Source organism: Pseudomonas alkylphenolica (assembly GCF_016009175.1).
Classification (GTDB): domain Bacteria; phylum Pseudomonadota; class Gammaproteobacteria; order Pseudomonadales; family Pseudomonadaceae; genus Aquipseudomonas; species Aquipseudomonas alkylphenolica_B.
The window spans coordinates 45044-60660 of record NZ_JADUCM010000017.1; the positions used below are offsets into that span (position 1 = coordinate 45044).

Annotated in this window: 13 protein-coding genes; 5 read left to right on the forward strand and 8 right to left on the reverse strand. The window is 61.8% G+C overall.

Annotation, left to right across the window (positions count from 1 at the left end):
- Positions 1-51: 51 nt before the first annotated feature.
- Both nudE and cysQ read left to right on the forward strand, forming a co-directional pair.
- The gene (gene nudE / locus I5S59_RS15765) at positions 52-618 is read left to right on the forward strand and encodes an ADP compounds hydrolase NudE (protein WP_197877457.1); all 567 of its coding nucleotides are present in this window, start codon (positions 52-54) and stop codon (positions 616-618) included.
- Complete coding sequence (gene cysQ / locus I5S59_RS15770) at positions 615-1442, forward strand: 3'(2'),5'-bisphosphate nucleotidase CysQ (RefSeq protein ID WP_197877458.1); 828 nt, start codon at positions 615-617, stop codon at positions 1440-1442. The genes nudE and cysQ overlap by 4 nt, the downstream gene beginning before the upstream one ends.
- On the opposite strand, the gene I5S59_RS15775 is transcribed toward cysQ, so the two are convergent.
- The 7 genes from I5S59_RS15775 to rfbB are packed head-to-tail and all read right to left on the reverse strand — an operon-like array spanning position 1431 to position 8510.
- Positions 1431-1886 (reverse strand): YiiD C-terminal domain-containing protein, encoded by a 456-nt coding sequence (locus I5S59_RS15775; protein WP_197877459.1) that lies wholly within the window; start codon positions 1884-1886, stop codon positions 1431-1433. The two genes, cysQ and I5S59_RS15775, sit on opposite strands and share 12 nt — an antisense overlap.
- On the reverse strand, positions 1883-3295 hold the full coding sequence (locus I5S59_RS15780) for a sigma-54-dependent transcriptional regulator (RefSeq protein ID WP_197877460.1): 1413 nt from the start codon (positions 3293-3295) through the stop codon (positions 1883-1885). Before I5S59_RS15780 ends, I5S59_RS15775 begins: the two co-directional genes overlap by 4 nt.
- Positions 3292-5106 (reverse strand): sensor histidine kinase, encoded by a 1815-nt coding sequence (locus tag I5S59_RS15785; RefSeq protein WP_197877461.1) that lies wholly within the window; start codon positions 5104-5106, stop codon positions 3292-3294. Before I5S59_RS15785 ends, I5S59_RS15780 begins: the two co-directional genes overlap by 4 nt.
- Positions 5107-5141: 35 nt before the next feature.
- Positions 5142-6017, reverse strand: a complete 876-nt coding sequence (gene rfbD, locus I5S59_RS15790) for a dTDP-4-dehydrorhamnose reductase (RefSeq protein ID WP_197877462.1) — start codon at positions 6015-6017, stop codon at positions 5142-5144.
- Positions 6014-6559 (reverse strand): dTDP-4-dehydrorhamnose 3,5-epimerase, encoded by a 546-nt coding sequence (gene rfbC / locus I5S59_RS15795; RefSeq protein ID WP_197877463.1) that lies wholly within the window; start codon positions 6557-6559, stop codon positions 6014-6016. The genes rfbD and rfbC overlap by 4 nt, the downstream gene beginning before the upstream one ends.
- Entirely contained in the window at positions 6556-7431 is an 876-nt protein-coding gene (rfbA, locus tag I5S59_RS15800; protein ID WP_197877464.1) for a glucose-1-phosphate thymidylyltransferase RfbA, read from the reverse strand. Before rfbA ends, rfbC begins: the two co-directional genes overlap by 4 nt.
- Positions 7428-8510: a dTDP-glucose 4,6-dehydratase gene (gene rfbB / locus I5S59_RS15805; protein ID WP_197877465.1), complete on the reverse strand. Its 1083-nt coding sequence runs from the start codon at positions 8508-8510 to the stop codon at positions 7428-7430. Before rfbB ends, rfbA begins: the two co-directional genes overlap by 4 nt.
- A gap of 202 nt (positions 8511-8712) precedes the next feature.
- On the opposite strand from rfbB, the gene I5S59_RS15810 reads away from it, so the two are divergent.
- The 3 genes from I5S59_RS15810 to I5S59_RS15820 all read left to right on the forward strand — a co-directional run bounded on the left by I5S59_RS15810 (position 8713) and on the right by I5S59_RS15820 (position 13345).
- Complete coding sequence (locus tag I5S59_RS15810; RefSeq protein WP_197877466.1) at positions 8713-11622, forward strand: aminotransferase; 2910 nt, start codon at positions 8713-8715, stop codon at positions 11620-11622.
- A gap of 233 nt (positions 11623-11855) precedes the next feature.
- Complete coding sequence (aguA, locus tag I5S59_RS15815; protein ID WP_128323285.1) at positions 11856-12962, forward strand: agmatine deiminase; 1107 nt, start codon at positions 11856-11858, stop codon at positions 12960-12962.
- Positions 12963-13144: 182 nt separating this feature from the next.
- A complete protein-coding gene (locus I5S59_RS15820) occupies positions 13145-13345 on the forward strand; it encodes a hypothetical protein (RefSeq protein WP_197877467.1) in 201 nt (66 codons plus the stop codon).
- Positions 13346-13419: 74 nt separating this feature from the next.
- Here the strand turns inward: I5S59_RS15820 and I5S59_RS15825 are convergent, their stop codons facing one another.
- Positions 13420-15522, reverse strand: coding sequence for a TonB-dependent receptor (locus tag I5S59_RS15825; protein ID WP_197877468.1), 2103 nt, complete (start codon positions 15520-15522; stop codon positions 13420-13422).
- Positions 15523-15617 lie beyond the last annotated feature (95 nt).

Genomic DNA, 15617 nt, shown 5'->3' on the forward strand with positions numbered 1-15617 from the left:
CGGCCGGGCAAGCCACGGTATAGTAACCCGTTCATGCCAAGGAGCCGCCCCATGCGCCAGAAACCCACCGTCCTTTCTCGCGAGATTGTCGCCAGCAGCCGCCTGTTTCGGGTTGAAGCCGTGCAACTGCGCTTTGCCAACGGCAACGAGCGTACCTATGAGCGGCTGGTAGGGCGCGGAAATGGCTACGGTGCGGTGATGATCGTGGCGATGCTCGATGCCGAGCATGCGGTGCTGGTCGAGGAGTATTGCGGTGGCACGGATGAATACGAGCTGTCGTTGCCCAAAGGCTTGATCGAGCCCGGTGAAGACGTGTTGGCGGCCGCCAACCGCGAGCTCAAGGAAGAAGCCGGCTATGGCGCGCGCCAGCTTGAACACCTCACCGAGCTGTCGTTGTCGCCGGGCTACATGAGCCAGAAGATTCAGGTGGTGCTGGCCTCCGATCTGTACGAAGAGCGGCTGGAGGGCGACGAGCCTGAGCCGATGCGGGTCGACAAGGTCAGCCTGCGCGAGCTTTCGGCCCTGGCCCAGCACCCGCAGTTTTCCGAAGGACGAGCGTTGGCGGCGCTGTACCTGGTACGTGACCTGCTGACCCAGCGCGGAGTTTTCAGCGCATGAGTGACCAGCAGTTGATGCAACAGGTGGTCGCGCTGGCGCGTCAGGCGGGCGCTGCCATCCTGCCGTTCTGGCGGGCGGATGTAGCCGTGACCACCAAGGCCGATGAGTCGCCAGTGACTGCAGCTGACCTGGCCGCCCATGAGGTTATTGCCAAGGGCCTGCAGGCGTTGGCCCCCGAGATTCCGGTGCTGTCGGAAGAAGACTGCGGCATTGCCTTGGCTGAACGCCAGCAGTGGACGCGCTGGTGGCTGGTTGATCCGCTTGATGGCACCAAGGAGTTCATCGCCGGGACGGAAGAGTTCACCGTCAACATCGCGCTGGTCGAGCAGGGGCGGGTGGTGTTCGGCGTGGTGGCCATCCCCACCACTGGCCGTTGCTACTACGGCGGCAGCGCGCTTGGTGCCTGGCTGGAAGAGGCCGATGGCCAGGCCCGGGCCATTCAAGTGCGTCAGGCCCCGGCAGCCGGCTCGGCCTTTACCGTAGTCGCCAGTCGTCGTCACTCCAGCCCGCAGCAAGAAGCGCTGCTGGCCGGCCTCAGCGCTGCCGTGGGTGAGCTGGCGCTGGCCAACATCGGCAGTTCGCTTAAGTTCTGCCTGCTGGCCGAAGGTACGGCAGATTGCTACCCGCGGCTGGCGCCAACCTCGCAGTGGGACACCGCTGCGGCGCAAGGAGTGCTGGAAGGGGCTGGCGGCGAGGTGCTCGGCCTGGATGGCCAGGCCTTTACCTACCCGCCGCGTGAATCGTTGCTCAATCCGTTTTTCCTGGCGTTGCCGGCCGCCGCGCCGTGGCGCGGCAAGCTGTTGCAGCTGGCCTCAACGATGTAGCACGTACTGGCCGCTGAACAGCACGGCGGCCTCATCACTGCCGGCGTTGTTGACCTGCGTTTGCAGGTTGAGGCGCGCCCGGCCGCGGCGCTGGTAGGTGGCAACGAAGCGCTCCCAGACTTTTTCCTCCGGCGCCTGGCACATGGCGATTGCCGCGCCGGTCACCGGTAGCGGATAGCTGATCTGCCCTTCCTGAATGACGATGTGGCCATCGTCGATGCCTGCTTCACGCAGGCGCAGGTGCAGCCAGCCCCAACCCACCAGCACCGCCGCACAGTACAGGCTGCCGCCAAACATGGTGCTCTTGTGGTTGACGTTGGCCGCCAGCGGCAGTTGCAGGCGCAGGGTCTGCTGCTGCCAGTCGAGCACCTGCAAACCCATTTCGCGGGTCAGCGGGATATCACCGTGCAGCACCGATTCCAGGTAGTGGCTGTCCGTGGTCATGGGCGGTTCTCCTCTAGGTCGTCAGTGCTGGCGTTACTGTCGGCGAAGCTCAGGCCGTGCTTGCGCAGTTTGTCGTGCAAGGTCTTGCGGGGTATGCCCAGGGCTTCGGCCAGGCTGCGCATCGAGCTGTGCGGTTGGGCCAGCTCGGCGGCAATCAGTGAACGTTCGAAGTGTTCAACCTGCTCGCTGAGGTTGCCGCTGCCGACAGTGACCGCCTGTGGCTGAGACGGCTCGGGGGCCTGGCCATCGAGGGCCAGTTCCAGACCCAGGGCGAAACGCTCGGCGACGTTCTGCAGCTCGCGCACGTTGCCCGGCCAGGTGTGGCGCAGCAACAGCGCGCGTTGCGCCGGTTGCAGGCTGTTGGCTGGCAAGCCATGGCGTTCGCTGGCGGCGCCGGCGAAATGCTGGAACAACACCAGAATGTCGTCGCCGCGCTCGCGAAGTGGCGGGATGCGCAAGGGTGCAACATTCAGCCGGTAGTAAAGGTCGGCCCGAAAGCGCCCATGGTCAGCGGACTGGCGCAGGTCTTCCTTGGTGGCGGCGATGATGCGGATATCGAGCGGGATCTGCTGGTTACCGCCGAGGCGTTCAACCACTCGCTCCTGGAGCAGGCGCAGCAGTTTGACCTGCACATCCAGGCTCATGCTTTCGATTTCATCGAGGAACAGCGTGCCACCATTGGCGAATTCGAATTTGCCGATGCGACGCTTCTGGGCGCCAGTGAAGGCGCCTGGCTCGTGGCCGAACAGTTCACTTTCGACCACCGACTCGGCCAGGGCACCGGCGTTGATGGCCACGAACGGGCCGTCGCGTCGGCTCGACAGGTCATGCAGGGCGCGGGCAACGACTTCCTTGCCGGCGCCGGTTTCACCGAGGATCAGTACATCGGCACGGGTACCGGCCAGCGCGCCGATCTGTTCGCGCAGGCGCAGCATGGGCGCTGACTGGCCGACCAGGCGGGCGCTCAGCTGCTGACGGTCGCTCAGGGCCAGGCGCAGGCTGCGGTTGTCCAGCACCAGGCGGCGCAGGGCCAGGGCACGGCGCACGCTGTCGAGCAAGGCGTCGCTGGCGAACGGTTTTTCAAGAAAGTCATAGGCACCGGCGCGCATGGCCTGTACTGCCAACGGTACGTCGCCGTGACCGGTGATCAGCAGCACCGGCAATTCCGGGTCTTGCGCGTGTACCTGCTGGAGCAGTTGCAGGCCGTCGATACCCGGCATGCGGATATCGCTGACCACCACGCCGGGCCAGTCGTGTTCAATGCGCCCGGCCAGATTCTGCGCGTCGCTCAGGGGCAGGACTTTCAGACCGGCAAGATCCAGGGTCTGGCTCAGGGCCTGGAGCAGGTGCGGGTCGTCATCGACCAGTATCACCTGTACACGGCTGTCGATGAGCGGCTCGGTGGTCATGCCGATGTGTCCTCCGGAGGTTGCAGGTTGGCGCCTGGGGTGGCGACGCGCAGTTTAAGGGTCAGCAGTGCGCCGCCTTCAGGGTGGTTGCCGAGCAGCAGTTCGCCGCCCAGGGCACGCATCAAGGTGTCGCAGATTGCCAGGCCCAGGCCAAGGCCCTGGGTACGCGTCTTGGTGGTAAAAAACGGTTCGCGGGCGCGGGCCAGCGCTTCACTGCTAAAGCCTGGGCCATTGTCGCGAATGTACAGGTAGACGTAGCCCTCGCGCTGTTCGGCACTTAGCCAGAGTTTTCGCGGGTTGGCTTTTTCGGTCAGGGCATCGAGGGCGTTGGCCAACAGGTTGCCGAGCACCTGGCGCAGGCGGGTTTCACCGGCCTGGACCCACAGCGTGGCATCCGGCAGGTCGCGTACCAGGTCCACGGCCATGGCCCGCCGACGTTTGGCCAGCAAGGCCAGGGCGTCATCCAGCGCCGGCTGCAGCGCGACACTCTCCGGCGCGTGGCGGTCGCGACGGGCAAAGGCGCGCAGGTGGGCGATGATCGAGGCCATGCGCCCGGTCAGCTCGCTGATCAGTTTAAGGTTGCTGCGGGCGTCATCGGTGCGCTGATGGTCGAGAAGAATCTCGGCGTTTTCGGCGTAGCTGCGGATCGCCGCCAGGGGTTGGTTGAGCTCATGGCTGATGCTCGCCGACATGGTCCCCAGCACCGACAGTTTTCCGGCCTGGACCAGTTCGTCCTGGGCCCGCACCAGCTCCTGCTGGGCCTGTTCGCGCTCCAGTACCTCGTCTTTGAGGCGACTGTTCAGGCCCTCGAGGTCGGCGGTGCGTTCCATTACGCGCTTTTCCAGCTCGTGGCGGGCGTGGGCTTCGAAGTCGATGCGTTCGATGTAATGGCGCCGACGCTGCATCATCAGACCGAGCAACAGCATCAATACCAGCAAGGCTGCGGCGCCGATGGCCAATACAGTGTTTACCGAGCGGTCAATCAGGGTTCGCGGGGCGAGGATGCTGACTTGCCAGCCCGTCTCCTCGATGTCCTGGGTCTGGATCAGCCAGGCGTCGGTGTTGAGATTCAGTGGTTGCGGTTCTTGTGTCGGGTAGAGCCGGATCGCGACGATCGCCTCGCGCTCGGCCTCGGTCAGTGGCCGCGTAGCGCGGAAACGCCAGTCAGGACGCGAGGTGAGGATCACTACACCATTGTGGTCGGTAACCAACAGCTGTTCGGGCGTCTTGCCCCACAGGTTCTCGGTGTGGTCGAGGTCGACCTTGACCACCAGTACACCGATTATCTGTTCGCGATCATGCACCGCAGCGGCAAAGAAATAGCCGCGTTTGGCCGAGGTGGTGCCCTGGCCGAAAAAGCGCCCCAGGCGCCCGGCAATAGCTTCGGTGTAGTAAGGCCGGTAGGCAAAATTGCGGCCGACGAAGCTGTCGCGCTTGTCCCAGTTGGAGGCCGCCAGGGTGTTGCCCCTGGTGTCCATCAGGTACATGACTTCGGCGCCGGTCTGGGTGGCGATGTCTTTGAGCAGGCGGTTGGCGTTGGTCAGGCTTTCCAGGCGTAGCGGGTCAGCCAGCACGGCGCGCAGGGCGGGCAGGTCGCCAAGGATCTGCGGCAGGGTTTCGTAGCGGTGCAGGATGCCCAGCAGGTTGGCGACGTACAGGTCCTGGGTCTGGCGGTTCTGCCCGGCCAGCTCTTGCTGGTAATAGTGTTTGGCAAGGTGCTGCAAAGGCCATAGCAACGGCGCCAGGCAAATCGCCAGCAGTGCCAGGCTGCGCCAGCGAGGGCGGCGGGGAAGAGGTGGAATCATGGTCATCGCAACTGCGCCAGAAAGTACTGGCGCATTATGCGCTACTTCAGGCAGTCGATCAGCGCCTGCTGCCAGTGTGGCTGGGTGACCTGCCATTGGCGTTGCAGGCGACTGCAGTCCAGTCGCGAGTTCAGGGGGCGTTGCGCCGGCGTCGGGTAGTCGCGTGAAGGAATGGGCAGCAGCTCAGCACACGGCAACCCAAGAACTTTGAGCTGGTCAGCAATGGCCTGGGCAAAACCGAACCAGGAAGTTTCACCTTGCGCGGTCAGGTGATAAATGCCCCATTCACCGCCCAAGCCGTTCTGCCAGCGTTCAATTAGCAGGCGCGTACTGTGGGCAACGGTGCCGGCCCAGGTCGGTGCCCCGATCTGGTCAGCGACGACGCGAAGTTGCGGCTTTTCCTGGAGCAGGCGCTGCATGGTCAGCAGAAAGTTACGGCCGTGTCGCGAGTATATCCAACTGGTGCGCAGGATCAGATGCTGGCCGCCCACGGCGGTAATGGCCTGCTCACCCGCCAGTTTGCTTCGACCGTAGACGCCCAGCGGGTTCGGTGCATCATCTTCGGTGTAGGGCGTCGCCTTGTTACCGTCGAATACGTAGTCGGTGGAGTAATGGATCAGTGGAATATTAAGGCGCGCAGCTTCTTCGGCAAAGATGCCTGGCGCCTGAGCATTGATCGCAAACGCCAGGTCCGGTTCGCTTTCGGCCTGGTCCACCGCCGTGTGGGCGGCGGCGTTGATGATCAGGTCCGGGGCGATGGCCCTGATGTAACTGCGGATTTGCTCCGGTTGAGTAAGGTCCAGCGCATTGCGGTCCAGCGCATGGATCGTCCCCAAGCTGCGCAGGCTCAACTGCAGTTCCCGTGACACCTGGCCATGCTGGCCACTAATGAGAATTCTCGGCTGCGGACCGGTCATGGCAACAGCTCTGAATCTTTGAACCATTGCCCTTGCTGATCCTTGGCGGAAAGCACTGGCTGCTCTTCCAGCTGCCAGTCAATTGCCAGATCCGGGTCGTCCCAGCGAATGCAGCGCTCGGCCGCCGGGTTGTAGTAAGCCGTGGTCTTGTAGAGGAACTCGGCTTTGTCGCTGAGTACCAGAAAACCGTGGGCAAAGGTCTCTGGTATCCAGATCTGGCGACGATTCTGTGCAGACAAGCGTGTGGCGATCCATTGCCCGAACGTGGCAGAACTTCGGCGTACATCAACTACAACATCCAGTACTTCGCCATGGATGACGCGTACCAGCTTGCCTTGGGAGTTTTCGACCTGATAGTGCAGACCCCGCAGCACGCCCCGATGCGATGCGGAGTGGTTGTCTTGGACAAACGTTGTGCTGACGCCGGTTTGCTGCTCAAACGCCTGCGCATTGAAACTTTCATAGAAAAAGCCGCGAGGGTCTTCGAACACCTTGGGCTCAATGATAAGTACGCCGGGTAAGCGTGTGGGGATGACGTTCATTGCTGTTCTTCGAGCAGTTTGTAGAGGTATTGGCCGTAGCCGGTTTTAGCCAGCGCCTTGGCCTTTTCAGACAGGCGTTCGCGACAGATCCAGCCCTTCTGAAAGGCAATTTCTTCCAGGCAGGCTACTTTCAGGCCCTGCCTGTTCTCGATTGTCTGAACGTACTGCGAGGCGTCCAGCAGGCTCTCGTGTGTGCCGGTATCGAGCCAGGCAAAACCCCGCCCGAACCGTTCTACCCGCAGGTCACCACGCTTGAGGTATGCGTTGGTGATGTCGGTTATCTCAAGTTCTCCGCGGGCAGACGGCCTGACCTGCTTGGCGATGGCAACCACGTCGTTGTCATAAAAATACAGGCCGGTAACGGCATAGTTCGATTTCGGTTGCTGTGGCTTCTCTTCAATCGAAAGTGCCCGGCCCTGCGTATCGAAGTCGACGACCCCGAATCGCTCCGGGTCCTTGACCCAATAGCCGAATACAGTCGCGCCGCTTTCGTGGCTGACCGCCCGCAACAACTGTTCGCTGAATCCTTGTCCGTGAAAGATGTTGTCACCCAGGATCAGGCACACCGAATCGTTGCCGATGAACGCCTCACCAATCAGGAAGGCCTGAGCCAACCCGTCGGGAGTGGGCTGTTCTGCATAACTGATATGGATACCAAATTGGCTTCCGTCTCCGAACAACTGACGGTACTGGGGTAAGTCCTGCGGGGTAGAGATCAGCAGAATTTCCCGAATACCGGCAAGCATGAGGACCGAGATCGGGTAATAGATCATCGGTTTGTCATAGATGGGCAGCAGTTGTTTGGAGACACCCAGGGTGATGGGATGCAAGCGGGTTCCGGAGCCGCCTGCCAGAACGATACCTTTGGTCATGCAATAAGATCCTTGAAATTGTTGGTACCAAGGCGCTGGCCTTGGTAGCTCCCGTCTTGAACCCGTTGGCACCACTCCAGATTGTCCAGGTACCACTGCACGGTTTTGCGCAGACCGGATGCGAACGTTTCCTCGGGCACCCAGCCCAGCTCACGCTCGATCTTGCTGGCGTCGATGGCGTAGCGCAGGTCGTGGCCAGGGCGGTCCTGTACGAAGGTGATCAGGTCTGCGTAGTGTTCAACGCCTTGCGGGCGGTTGGGCGCGAGTTCTTCAAGCAGCGCGCAGATGCTGCGTACCACATCGATGTTTTTCTGCTCGTTGTGTCCGCCAATGTTAAACGTCTCACCCACCGTTCCTTCAGTTACCACCTTGAGCAGGGCGCGGGCATGGTCCTCAACGAACAACCAGTCGCGCACCTGCAGGCCGTTGCCGTACACGGGCAAGGGCTTGCCCGCCAAGGCATTGAGAATCACCAGCGGAATCAGCTTTTCCGGGAAATGATAGGGGCCGTAGTTGTTTGAGCAGTTGGTGATCAGCACTGGCAGGCCATAGGTGCGCTGCCAGGCGCGCACCAGGTGATCGGACGCCGCCTTGCTTGCCGAATACGGAGAACTAGGCGCATACGGTGTGGACTCAGTGAACAGGTCATCGATGCCATGCAGGTCGCCGTACACCTCGTCGGTGGAGATGTGGTGGAAGCGAAACGCGGCTCGCTCGTCGTCAGGCAGCGAGAGCCAATAGGCGCGGGTCGCTTCGAGCAAGGCGTAAGTGCCGACGATATTGGTCTGGATGAACTGGGCCGGACCATCGATAGAACGGTCGACATGGGACTCCGCTGCCAGGTGCATGATGGCATGGGGCTGGAACCGTTTTAGCACGGCGCTGACGGTAGCCTGGTCAGCAATGTCGGCCTGGACGAACTCATAGCGAGTGTCGGTTGCAATACAGGTCAACGACTCAAGGTTACCGGCATAGGTCAGCTTGTCGAGGTTGAGCACCTCGTGTTCAGTCGCGCTGATCAGATGACGAATGAGCGCTGAACCAATGAAACCGGCTCCGCCGGTAATAAAAATGCGCATGTCCAATAACCTTTACGTCTTTGGCGAATTTCTACAGAAGCCTAGCCTGTGGACAGTCTTCAGCGGGAGTAGGGGCAAAAAAATTGCATCACATTAGCAAGCTACTTTGGCATGACCTTGTTGCTCATCGCTTTTTTCCTGCCGTACTTGCTTATCGGCAGAAGCAGTGGCGATATAAGCAACAAAAAAAATGAGGTCCACCATGCCGCTCAGTACCTTGATCCACCGCTCCAGCCAACCCTGCCCCGATGTCAGCGAAGAGCAAGCCCGGCGGGTGTTGCAGGAGCAGTATGGGCTCAGTGGTTCATTGCAGCCATTAGGCAGCCAGCAAGACCTGAACTTTCGCGTTGATAGTGCCCAGGGGCGCTATGTCCTGAAAATCTGCCATGGCAGCTACGCCGAGGTTGAGCTGGAGGCCCAGCACGCGGCCCTGCGCTACCTGCGTGAGCGTGGCGTGCCGGTGCCTGCGGTTATCAGTGCAGGCTCCGGCGCGCAGTTGCTGGCGCTGGAGGTCGACGGGCAGGCCCTGCGCGTGCGTTTGCTCGAATACATCGAAGGCCAGTCGCTGACCCGTTTGAAGTACATGGCGCCGGAACTGATTGCCGAATTGGGCAGGCTGTGTGCACGGGTTGACCAGGCCTTGGCCGAATTCAGTCACCCAGGTCTTGAGCGTACGCTGCAATGGGACCCGCGCCATGCCCCGGCCTTGACCGCCCACCTGTTGCCCGTGCTGGCCGACGGGCCACGCAAAACGCAGCTGCTGGCGGCTACAGGTCTGGCAGAGGCGCGGCTGCATCCCCTGATCAGCCAGCTGCCGATGCAGGCCGTGCACCTGGACATCACCGATGACAATGCCGTGTGGCAACGCGACGAGCAGCGTGAGTGGCAGTTGCAAGGCGTCATCGACTTTGGTGACCTGGTGCATACCTGGCGGATTGCCGACCTGTCGGTGACCTGTGCAGCGCTGCTACACCACGCCGAGGGCGATCCGCTGCGCATCCTGCCTGCGGTACAGGCCTACCATGCACTCAACCCGTTGACGACGAGTGAGCTCAAAGCGCTCTGGCCGCTGATCGTCGCCCGGGCAGGCGTACTGGTACTCAGCAGCGAGCAGCAACTGAGTGTCGATCCGGGCAACCAGTACATTCGTGACAACCTGAACCATGAGTGGGAGATTTTCGACGTCGCCAACAGCGTGCCGTTTGAACTCATGGAAGCGGCGATCTTGCAGGTCACCGGCCACGCGCTTCCGGCCTTTACGTTGCAAGCCACTGCACCGCTGTTGCCGGGTTTGCAGGCTGATGCGGTGACGCCCGTGGACCTGGGCGTGCTGAGTGAGCTTTTCCAGGCCGGCAACTGGGAGCAGCCGGGCATCGACCAGCAATTGCTACGTGAGCACGCGGGCGAGCAGGGTGCTGCGAGCTCCCTGTATGCGCAGTATCGTCTGTCGAAGACCCACATCGACAACCCGCAAGAACCGCAGACCTTTGCCCTGCACGTGGAGTTGCAGGTGCCCGCGAACGCGGTGCTGCAAGCCCCGTGGGCCGGTGTCTGGCAGCAGACTGCAGAGGGCGTCGGTTGCTTGCAGGGCGAGCAGTGCACCCTCTGGCTGCGTGGGCTGGCCGACACGCCAGAGTCAGGCGCACAACTCGCACAGGGTCAGCACCTGGGACGCAGTGCAGGGCTGTTGAGCATCCAGCTGTGCCGTGTTCCTGGGCTGTGCCCGCCGGCTTTCGTCGTGCCGTCCCGGGCGGCGGCCTGGCAGGCCGTGTGCCCGTCGCCACAGGCGATACTGGGGTTTGCCTGCGAGGCCGAGCCGCTGGTTGACGCCGCGCAGTTGCTGGCGCGCCGCGATGCCAGTTTTGCCCGCTCGCAGAAGCACTACTACCAACAGCCGCCGCATATCGAGCGTGGCTGGCGCAACTACCTGATCGACATGCAGGGGCGGTCGTACCTGGACATGCTCAACAACGTCGCGGTACTCGGCCACGGCCATCCACGCATGGTGCAGGAGTCGGCGCGGCAATGGTCGCTGCTCAACACCAACTCGCGCTTTCACTACGCGGCGATTGCCGAGTTTTCCGAGCGCCTGCTGGCGCTGGCCCCCGAAGGCATGGACCGGGTGTTCCTGGTCAACAGCGGCACCGAAGCCAACGACCTGGCGATCCGCCTGGCCTGGGCCTACAGCGGTGGTCGCGACATGCTCAGCGTGCTGGAGGCTTACCACGGCTGGTCGGTGGCTACCGATGCGATCTCGACCTCGATTGCCGACAACCCCCAGGCGCTGAGTACCCGGCCTGAGTGGGTGCACCCGGTGATTGCCCCCAACACTTACCGTGGCGCCTACCGCGGCGACGACACCTGCGCCGACTACCTGCGCGATGTTGACGACAAGCTGGATGCGCTGGCGGCGCAACAGCGTCAGCTGGCCGGGTTCATCTGCGAACCGGTGTACGGCAACGCCGGTGGCATTTCCCTGCCAACGGGCTACCTGCAGCAGGTCTATGGCAAGGTGCGGGCGGCCGGCGGCGTGTGCATCGCCGATGAGGTACAGGTCGGCTACGGCCGGCTGGGCGAGTATTTCTGGGGCTTCGAGCAACAAGGCGTGGTGCCGGACATCATCACCATGGCCAAGGGCATGGGCAACGGTCAGCCATTGGGCGCGGTCATCACCCGCCGGGAAATCGCCGAGGCGCTGGAGGCTGAAGGCTATTTCTTCTCGTCCGCCGGCGGCAGCCCGGTCAGTTGCCGGATCGGCATGGCGGTGCTCGATGTAATGGATGAAGAGGGCTTGTGGGGCAACACCCGTGATGTCGGCAGGCACTTCAAAGCGCGCCTGCAGGCATTGGTCGATAAACATCCGTTAGCCGGTGCGGTGCATGGCTCTGGCTTCTACCTGGGCCTGGAACTGGTCCGCGACCGCAGCACGCTGGAGCCGGCCACTGAAGAAACCACCTACCTGTGCGATCGCCTGCGCGACCTGGGGATCTTCATGCAGCCTACCGGCGACTATCTGAACATCCTCAAGATCAAGCCGCCGATGTGCACCACGCGCGAAAGCGTGGACTACTTCGTCGACAGCATCGACAGGGTGTTGTCAGAAACGCTCTAACGCGTGGATTGAGCGCCGCTTAAATCGATTGTTATCGGTTTAAGCGGCTTTTTTATGCTTAAATATTTTGCATTGTTGCTTTTAAAGCAGATATTTATCGGATATAAAGTTGTGTATAACACCTGCACTTTAGGCGCTCAATGAGACCGAATGAAGGTGTGCTGGAATCCTGATCATTCAATGACCTCGACACCATGCCTGATGCCTGCGTCGAGCCTTGCAAAGGTTTACTCATGAAAACGCTGAACAGCACTCCACGCGCCGACGGCTTCTACATGCCGGCCGAATGGGCACCGCAAACCCAAGTCTGGATGGTCTGGCCCGAGCGTCCGGACAACTGGCGCTTGGGCGGCAAGCCGGTACAGGCTGCACACGTGACGCTGGCCAAGGCCATCGCCCGCTTCCAGCCGGTCACCGTGGCCGTTTCGGCCGCACAGTACGACAACGCCCGCGCCCGTCTGGACGTGCCGAACGTTCGCGTGGTGGAAATCAGCAATGACGACGCCTGGGTGCGTGACACCGGCCCGACCTTCGTCATCAACAACAGCGGCGAAGTCCGCGGTGTTGACTGGGGCTTCAATGCCTGGGGTGGCTTCGAGGGCGGCTTGTACGCGCCATGGAACCGTGACGAGCAAGTGGCCAGCAAAGTCCTCGAGATGGAACGCTGCGCGCGCTACCACACCGAAGGCTTCGTGCTTGAAGGTGGCTCGATCCACGTCGACGGCGAAGGCACCCTGATTACCACCGAAGAGTGCCTGCTCAACCACAACCGCAACCCGCACCTGAACCGTGAGCAGATCGAAGAGGTGCTGCGCGAGCACCTGGCGGTCGAGACCATCATCTGGCTGCCGGACGGTCTGTACAACGACGAGACCGATGGCCACGTCGACAACTTCTGTTGTTACGTCAGCCCGGGTGAAGTGTTACTGGCCTGGACAGATGATCCTCAAGACCCCAACTACGCGCGCTGCCACGCCGCACTGGAGGTCTTGCAGAACAGCCGTGACGCCAAAGGGCGCACCTTTACGGTGCACAAAATGCCGATTCCGGGACCGCTGTACGCCACTGAAGAAGAGTGCGCCGGCGTTGATCCGGTGGCCGGTAGCCAGGAGCGTAACCCGTCGGTTCGCCTGGCCGGCTCTTACGTCAACTTCCTGATCGTCAATGGCGGCATCATTGCACCAAGCTTTGACGACCCGGCAGATGCCCAAGCTAGAGCGATTCTGGCGCGCGTGTTCCCGGAACATGAAGTGGTAATGATCCCTGGCCGCGAAATGCTCCTGGGCGGCGGCAACATCCACTGCCTGACCCAGCAACAGCCGGCGCCATTCAAAGGTTGAATGTAAGCCGATAAAAAACCCGTCTCCGGACGGGTTTTTTTATGCGTGGGCGACAATCGGCAGCTGCAATGGCACACCTCTTGTATTTGTTTTGCATTGTATTTCAAGCAGATAGAACAGCGATGTTCTGTCACAAAGTATGAGTAGGTTAGCCGCTCACGGCCCAGGGAGTACGTGTCGAAATGAATGCAGTAAGTGAGCCGGCTTCGCCCTCATCATCCATCAACCACGAGTCGCTGCAACGTGTGGCACAGTGGTTGAAACACCATGGAAGCGCCCGGGTCAGGCAGACCAAACACCGACGCACACTGCTGGAACGCTACCCGGCGGGGCTGCTCACCGATGCAGAGCTTGAGGCCTTGCTGGGTGACAGCGCAGGCTGAGTGATGCGCTGGCGGCACAATAGAAAAGGGCGGCACTGCTTGTGCAGTGGCCGCCCCTTTTGCTTGTGCCAGGATCAGAAACTGTAGGTGCCGGTCACCACCAGGCTGCGCGGGTCGCCGAACTGGATCTGCGCGGCGCTGGTCGCCGAGCTGTAGTAGGTCTTGTCGGCAATGTTGTTCAAGGCGGCACGCAGGTCCCAGTCCTTGGTACGGAAGCCTGCCAGTGCGTCCCAACGGCCATAACCAGGCAGCAGTGCAGTGTTCTGGTTGTCGGCATAACGCTCGCCGACCAGGGTCAGGCCGGTTTCGCCATACCAGCCCATTTCCGGCTTCCAGGTGATAAACAGGCTGCCATTGCGCTTGGCCACGTTGCTGACGCGATTGCCTTCCTGGCCGTTGTTGTCTTCAACAATGGTTGCATCCTGAATGCCGATGCCGCCGCGCATGTACCAGTTGCCAACGATATTGCCCATGGCCGTCAGCTCTACACCGCGCGAGCGCTGCATGCCGGTGAGCAGGGTGATGCCCGGGTTGTTCGGGTCGCTGGTGCGGCGGTTGTAGAGCTCCAGCTCATACACGGCGAGGGTGGTGCTCAGGCGTTCGTCGAACCAGTCGCTCTTGATCCCGACCTCTTTCTGGCGGGTTTCTTCAGGGCTGGTCTCGTTGGTGTTACCGGCCGCGCCCGGGGTGATACCGATCAGGCCACCGCCCACCGGCGAGAAGGTTTTGCTCCAGGAGGCGTAGAAGGAATGCTCCTTCCACGGCGAATAGACCACGCCCAGGCGCGGGCTGGTGCTGTTGCTGTCCTGCTTTTCTGAAATGTTCCTGAGCTTGTTGGTGGTCTCGACGTCGAACTGGTCGAAGCGCACACCTGCCAATACCTGCCACTGATCGTTCAGGCGCAGCTGGTCCTGGATGTACAGGCCACGGCTGTCGACCACGGTGTGGTTGTTGCTGGACGGCACCATCAGGCCATTGTGCTGCAGGTGGCGGTTGGGGCTGTTCAGGTCCAGGCTTGGTATCGGCTGGGCGCCGGCACCTCGGGTCGCGGCGGTGTAGAGCAGCGGGTCACGGCGCTGGTTGCCGAACTCAAGGCCGGTGAGCAGGGTGTGTTGCAGGCCGAAGGTGTCGATGTTGCCTTCCAGCTCAAGGGTGTTGAACAGGTTGCGGGTGTTCAGGTCCTGCTGCCAGCGCTGGCGGGTGACCTGATTGGTGCTGGCGTTGTAGCCGGTCTGGTAGGTGTTGTCGAAGTCGCTGTTGAGCTTGAACAGGCCCAGGGTGTGGCGCACCTGCCAGTTTTCACTGAGCTGGTAGTTCAGCCGCGAGCGCAGCGATTGCGCCTTGTCGTCGATGAAGTCGCGCTGGGTGTCGCCGTAGGTGGTGTCACGGTCAACATCCGCCGGGCGCCCGTTAACGCTGGGAATGCCACGGTCGGGTGTGCGGTTGTAGCGGCTGTATTCGTACTGCACCAGCCAGTTAAGCTCCGGGGTCAGCTGCCAGCTCATCGACGGCGCGAACAACTGGCGGCTGCCATCGATGCCATGGCGGAAGCTGTTGTTGTCCTGGTTGCCCATGTTCAGGCGCAGGCTGATGTTCTCGGTCGGGTCGGCACTGAAGTCAGCGTACAGGCTGCGCAGGTCTTCACTGCCGCCCTGAGCTTCAATGCTCGAGCGACGGCCGGGTTCCGGCATCTTGCTCACGCGGTTGACGATACCACCCTGGCTGCCGCGGCCGTACAGCACCGCTGCCGGGCCCTTGAGCACCTCGACCCGCTCGATGTTGTGCAGGTCGCGCACGTACTGGCTGTCGTCGCGAATGCCGTCCAGATAGAAGTCGTTACTGGCATCGAAGCCGCGAATCCGCACGCTGTCGAAGCGGGTGTCGGCGCCGCTGCTGACGTTGGGGATACCGCTCAGTGCCTTGCCCAGATCGTTGGTGCCATAGTCCAGCACATTGCTGGTCTTCACCGAGTCGATCGCCTGGGGAACATAGCGGGCCGGGGTGGCGGTGCGCGTGGCGGTGGTCACCTCTTTGACGCGCGGGTCATCCTGTTCGCGGTCGCTTTGGGCCGTGACCGACACTTCGGGCAGGGTGGTAGTGGCCGCCAGGGCAAGGCCGGAACTGAGGAACAGGGAAACACCCAGGGACAAGGGTGAAAGACGGCAGGGGGCAGGCATGCAAGAACATCCGAGGAGGTTGGCGTGTTAGACGAAAGTCGTACCGGAATTTTTGCGCGGATGATAATGCTTTGCATTTACTTGTGTTAATTGTT

Excerpts from the sequence above, each read along its gene's own strand:
- I5S59_RS15820 (WP_197877467.1), top strand. The coding sequence starts at position 13,145 with ATGAATGCAGTAAGTGAGCCGGCTTCGCCCTCATCATCCATCAACCAC.
- rfbA (WP_197877464.1), bottom strand. The coding sequence starts at position 7,431 with ATGACCAAAGGTATCGTTCTGGCAGGCGGCTCCGGAACCCGCTTGCAT.
- I5S59_RS15775 (WP_197877459.1), bottom strand. The coding sequence starts at position 1,886 with ATGACCACGGACAGCCACTACCTGGAATCGGTGCTGCACGGTGATATC.
- I5S59_RS15785 (WP_197877461.1), bottom strand. The coding sequence starts at position 5,106 with ATGACCATGATTCCACCTCTTCCCCGCCGCCCTCGCTGGCGCAGCCTG.
- I5S59_RS15810 (WP_197877466.1), top strand. The coding sequence starts at position 8,713 with ATGCCGCTCAGTACCTTGATCCACCGCTCCAGCCAACCCTGCCCCGAT.
- I5S59_RS15780 (WP_197877460.1), bottom strand. The coding sequence starts at position 3,295 with ATGACCACCGAGCCGCTCATCGACAGCCGTGTACAGGTGATACTGGTC.
- I5S59_RS15825 (WP_197877468.1), bottom strand. The coding sequence starts at position 15,522 with ATGCCTGCCCCCTGCCGTCTTTCACCCTTGTCCCTGGGTGTTTCCCTG.
- rfbC (WP_197877463.1), bottom strand. The coding sequence starts at position 6,559 with ATGAACGTCATCCCCACACGCTTACCCGGCGTACTTATCATTGAGCCC.
- nudE (WP_197877457.1), top strand. The coding sequence starts at position 52 with ATGCGCCAGAAACCCACCGTCCTTTCTCGCGAGATTGTCGCCAGCAGC.
- rfbD (WP_197877462.1), bottom strand. The coding sequence starts at position 6,017 with ATGACCGGTCCGCAGCCGAGAATTCTCATTAGTGGCCAGCATGGCCAG.
- rfbB (WP_197877465.1), bottom strand. The coding sequence starts at position 8,510 with ATGCGCATTTTTATTACCGGCGGAGCCGGTTTCATTGGTTCAGCGCTC.
- aguA (WP_128323285.1), top strand. The coding sequence starts at position 11,856 with ATGAAAACGCTGAACAGCACTCCACGCGCCGACGGCTTCTACATGCCG.
- cysQ (WP_197877458.1), top strand. The coding sequence starts at position 615 with ATGAGTGACCAGCAGTTGATGCAACAGGTGGTCGCGCTGGCGCGTCAG.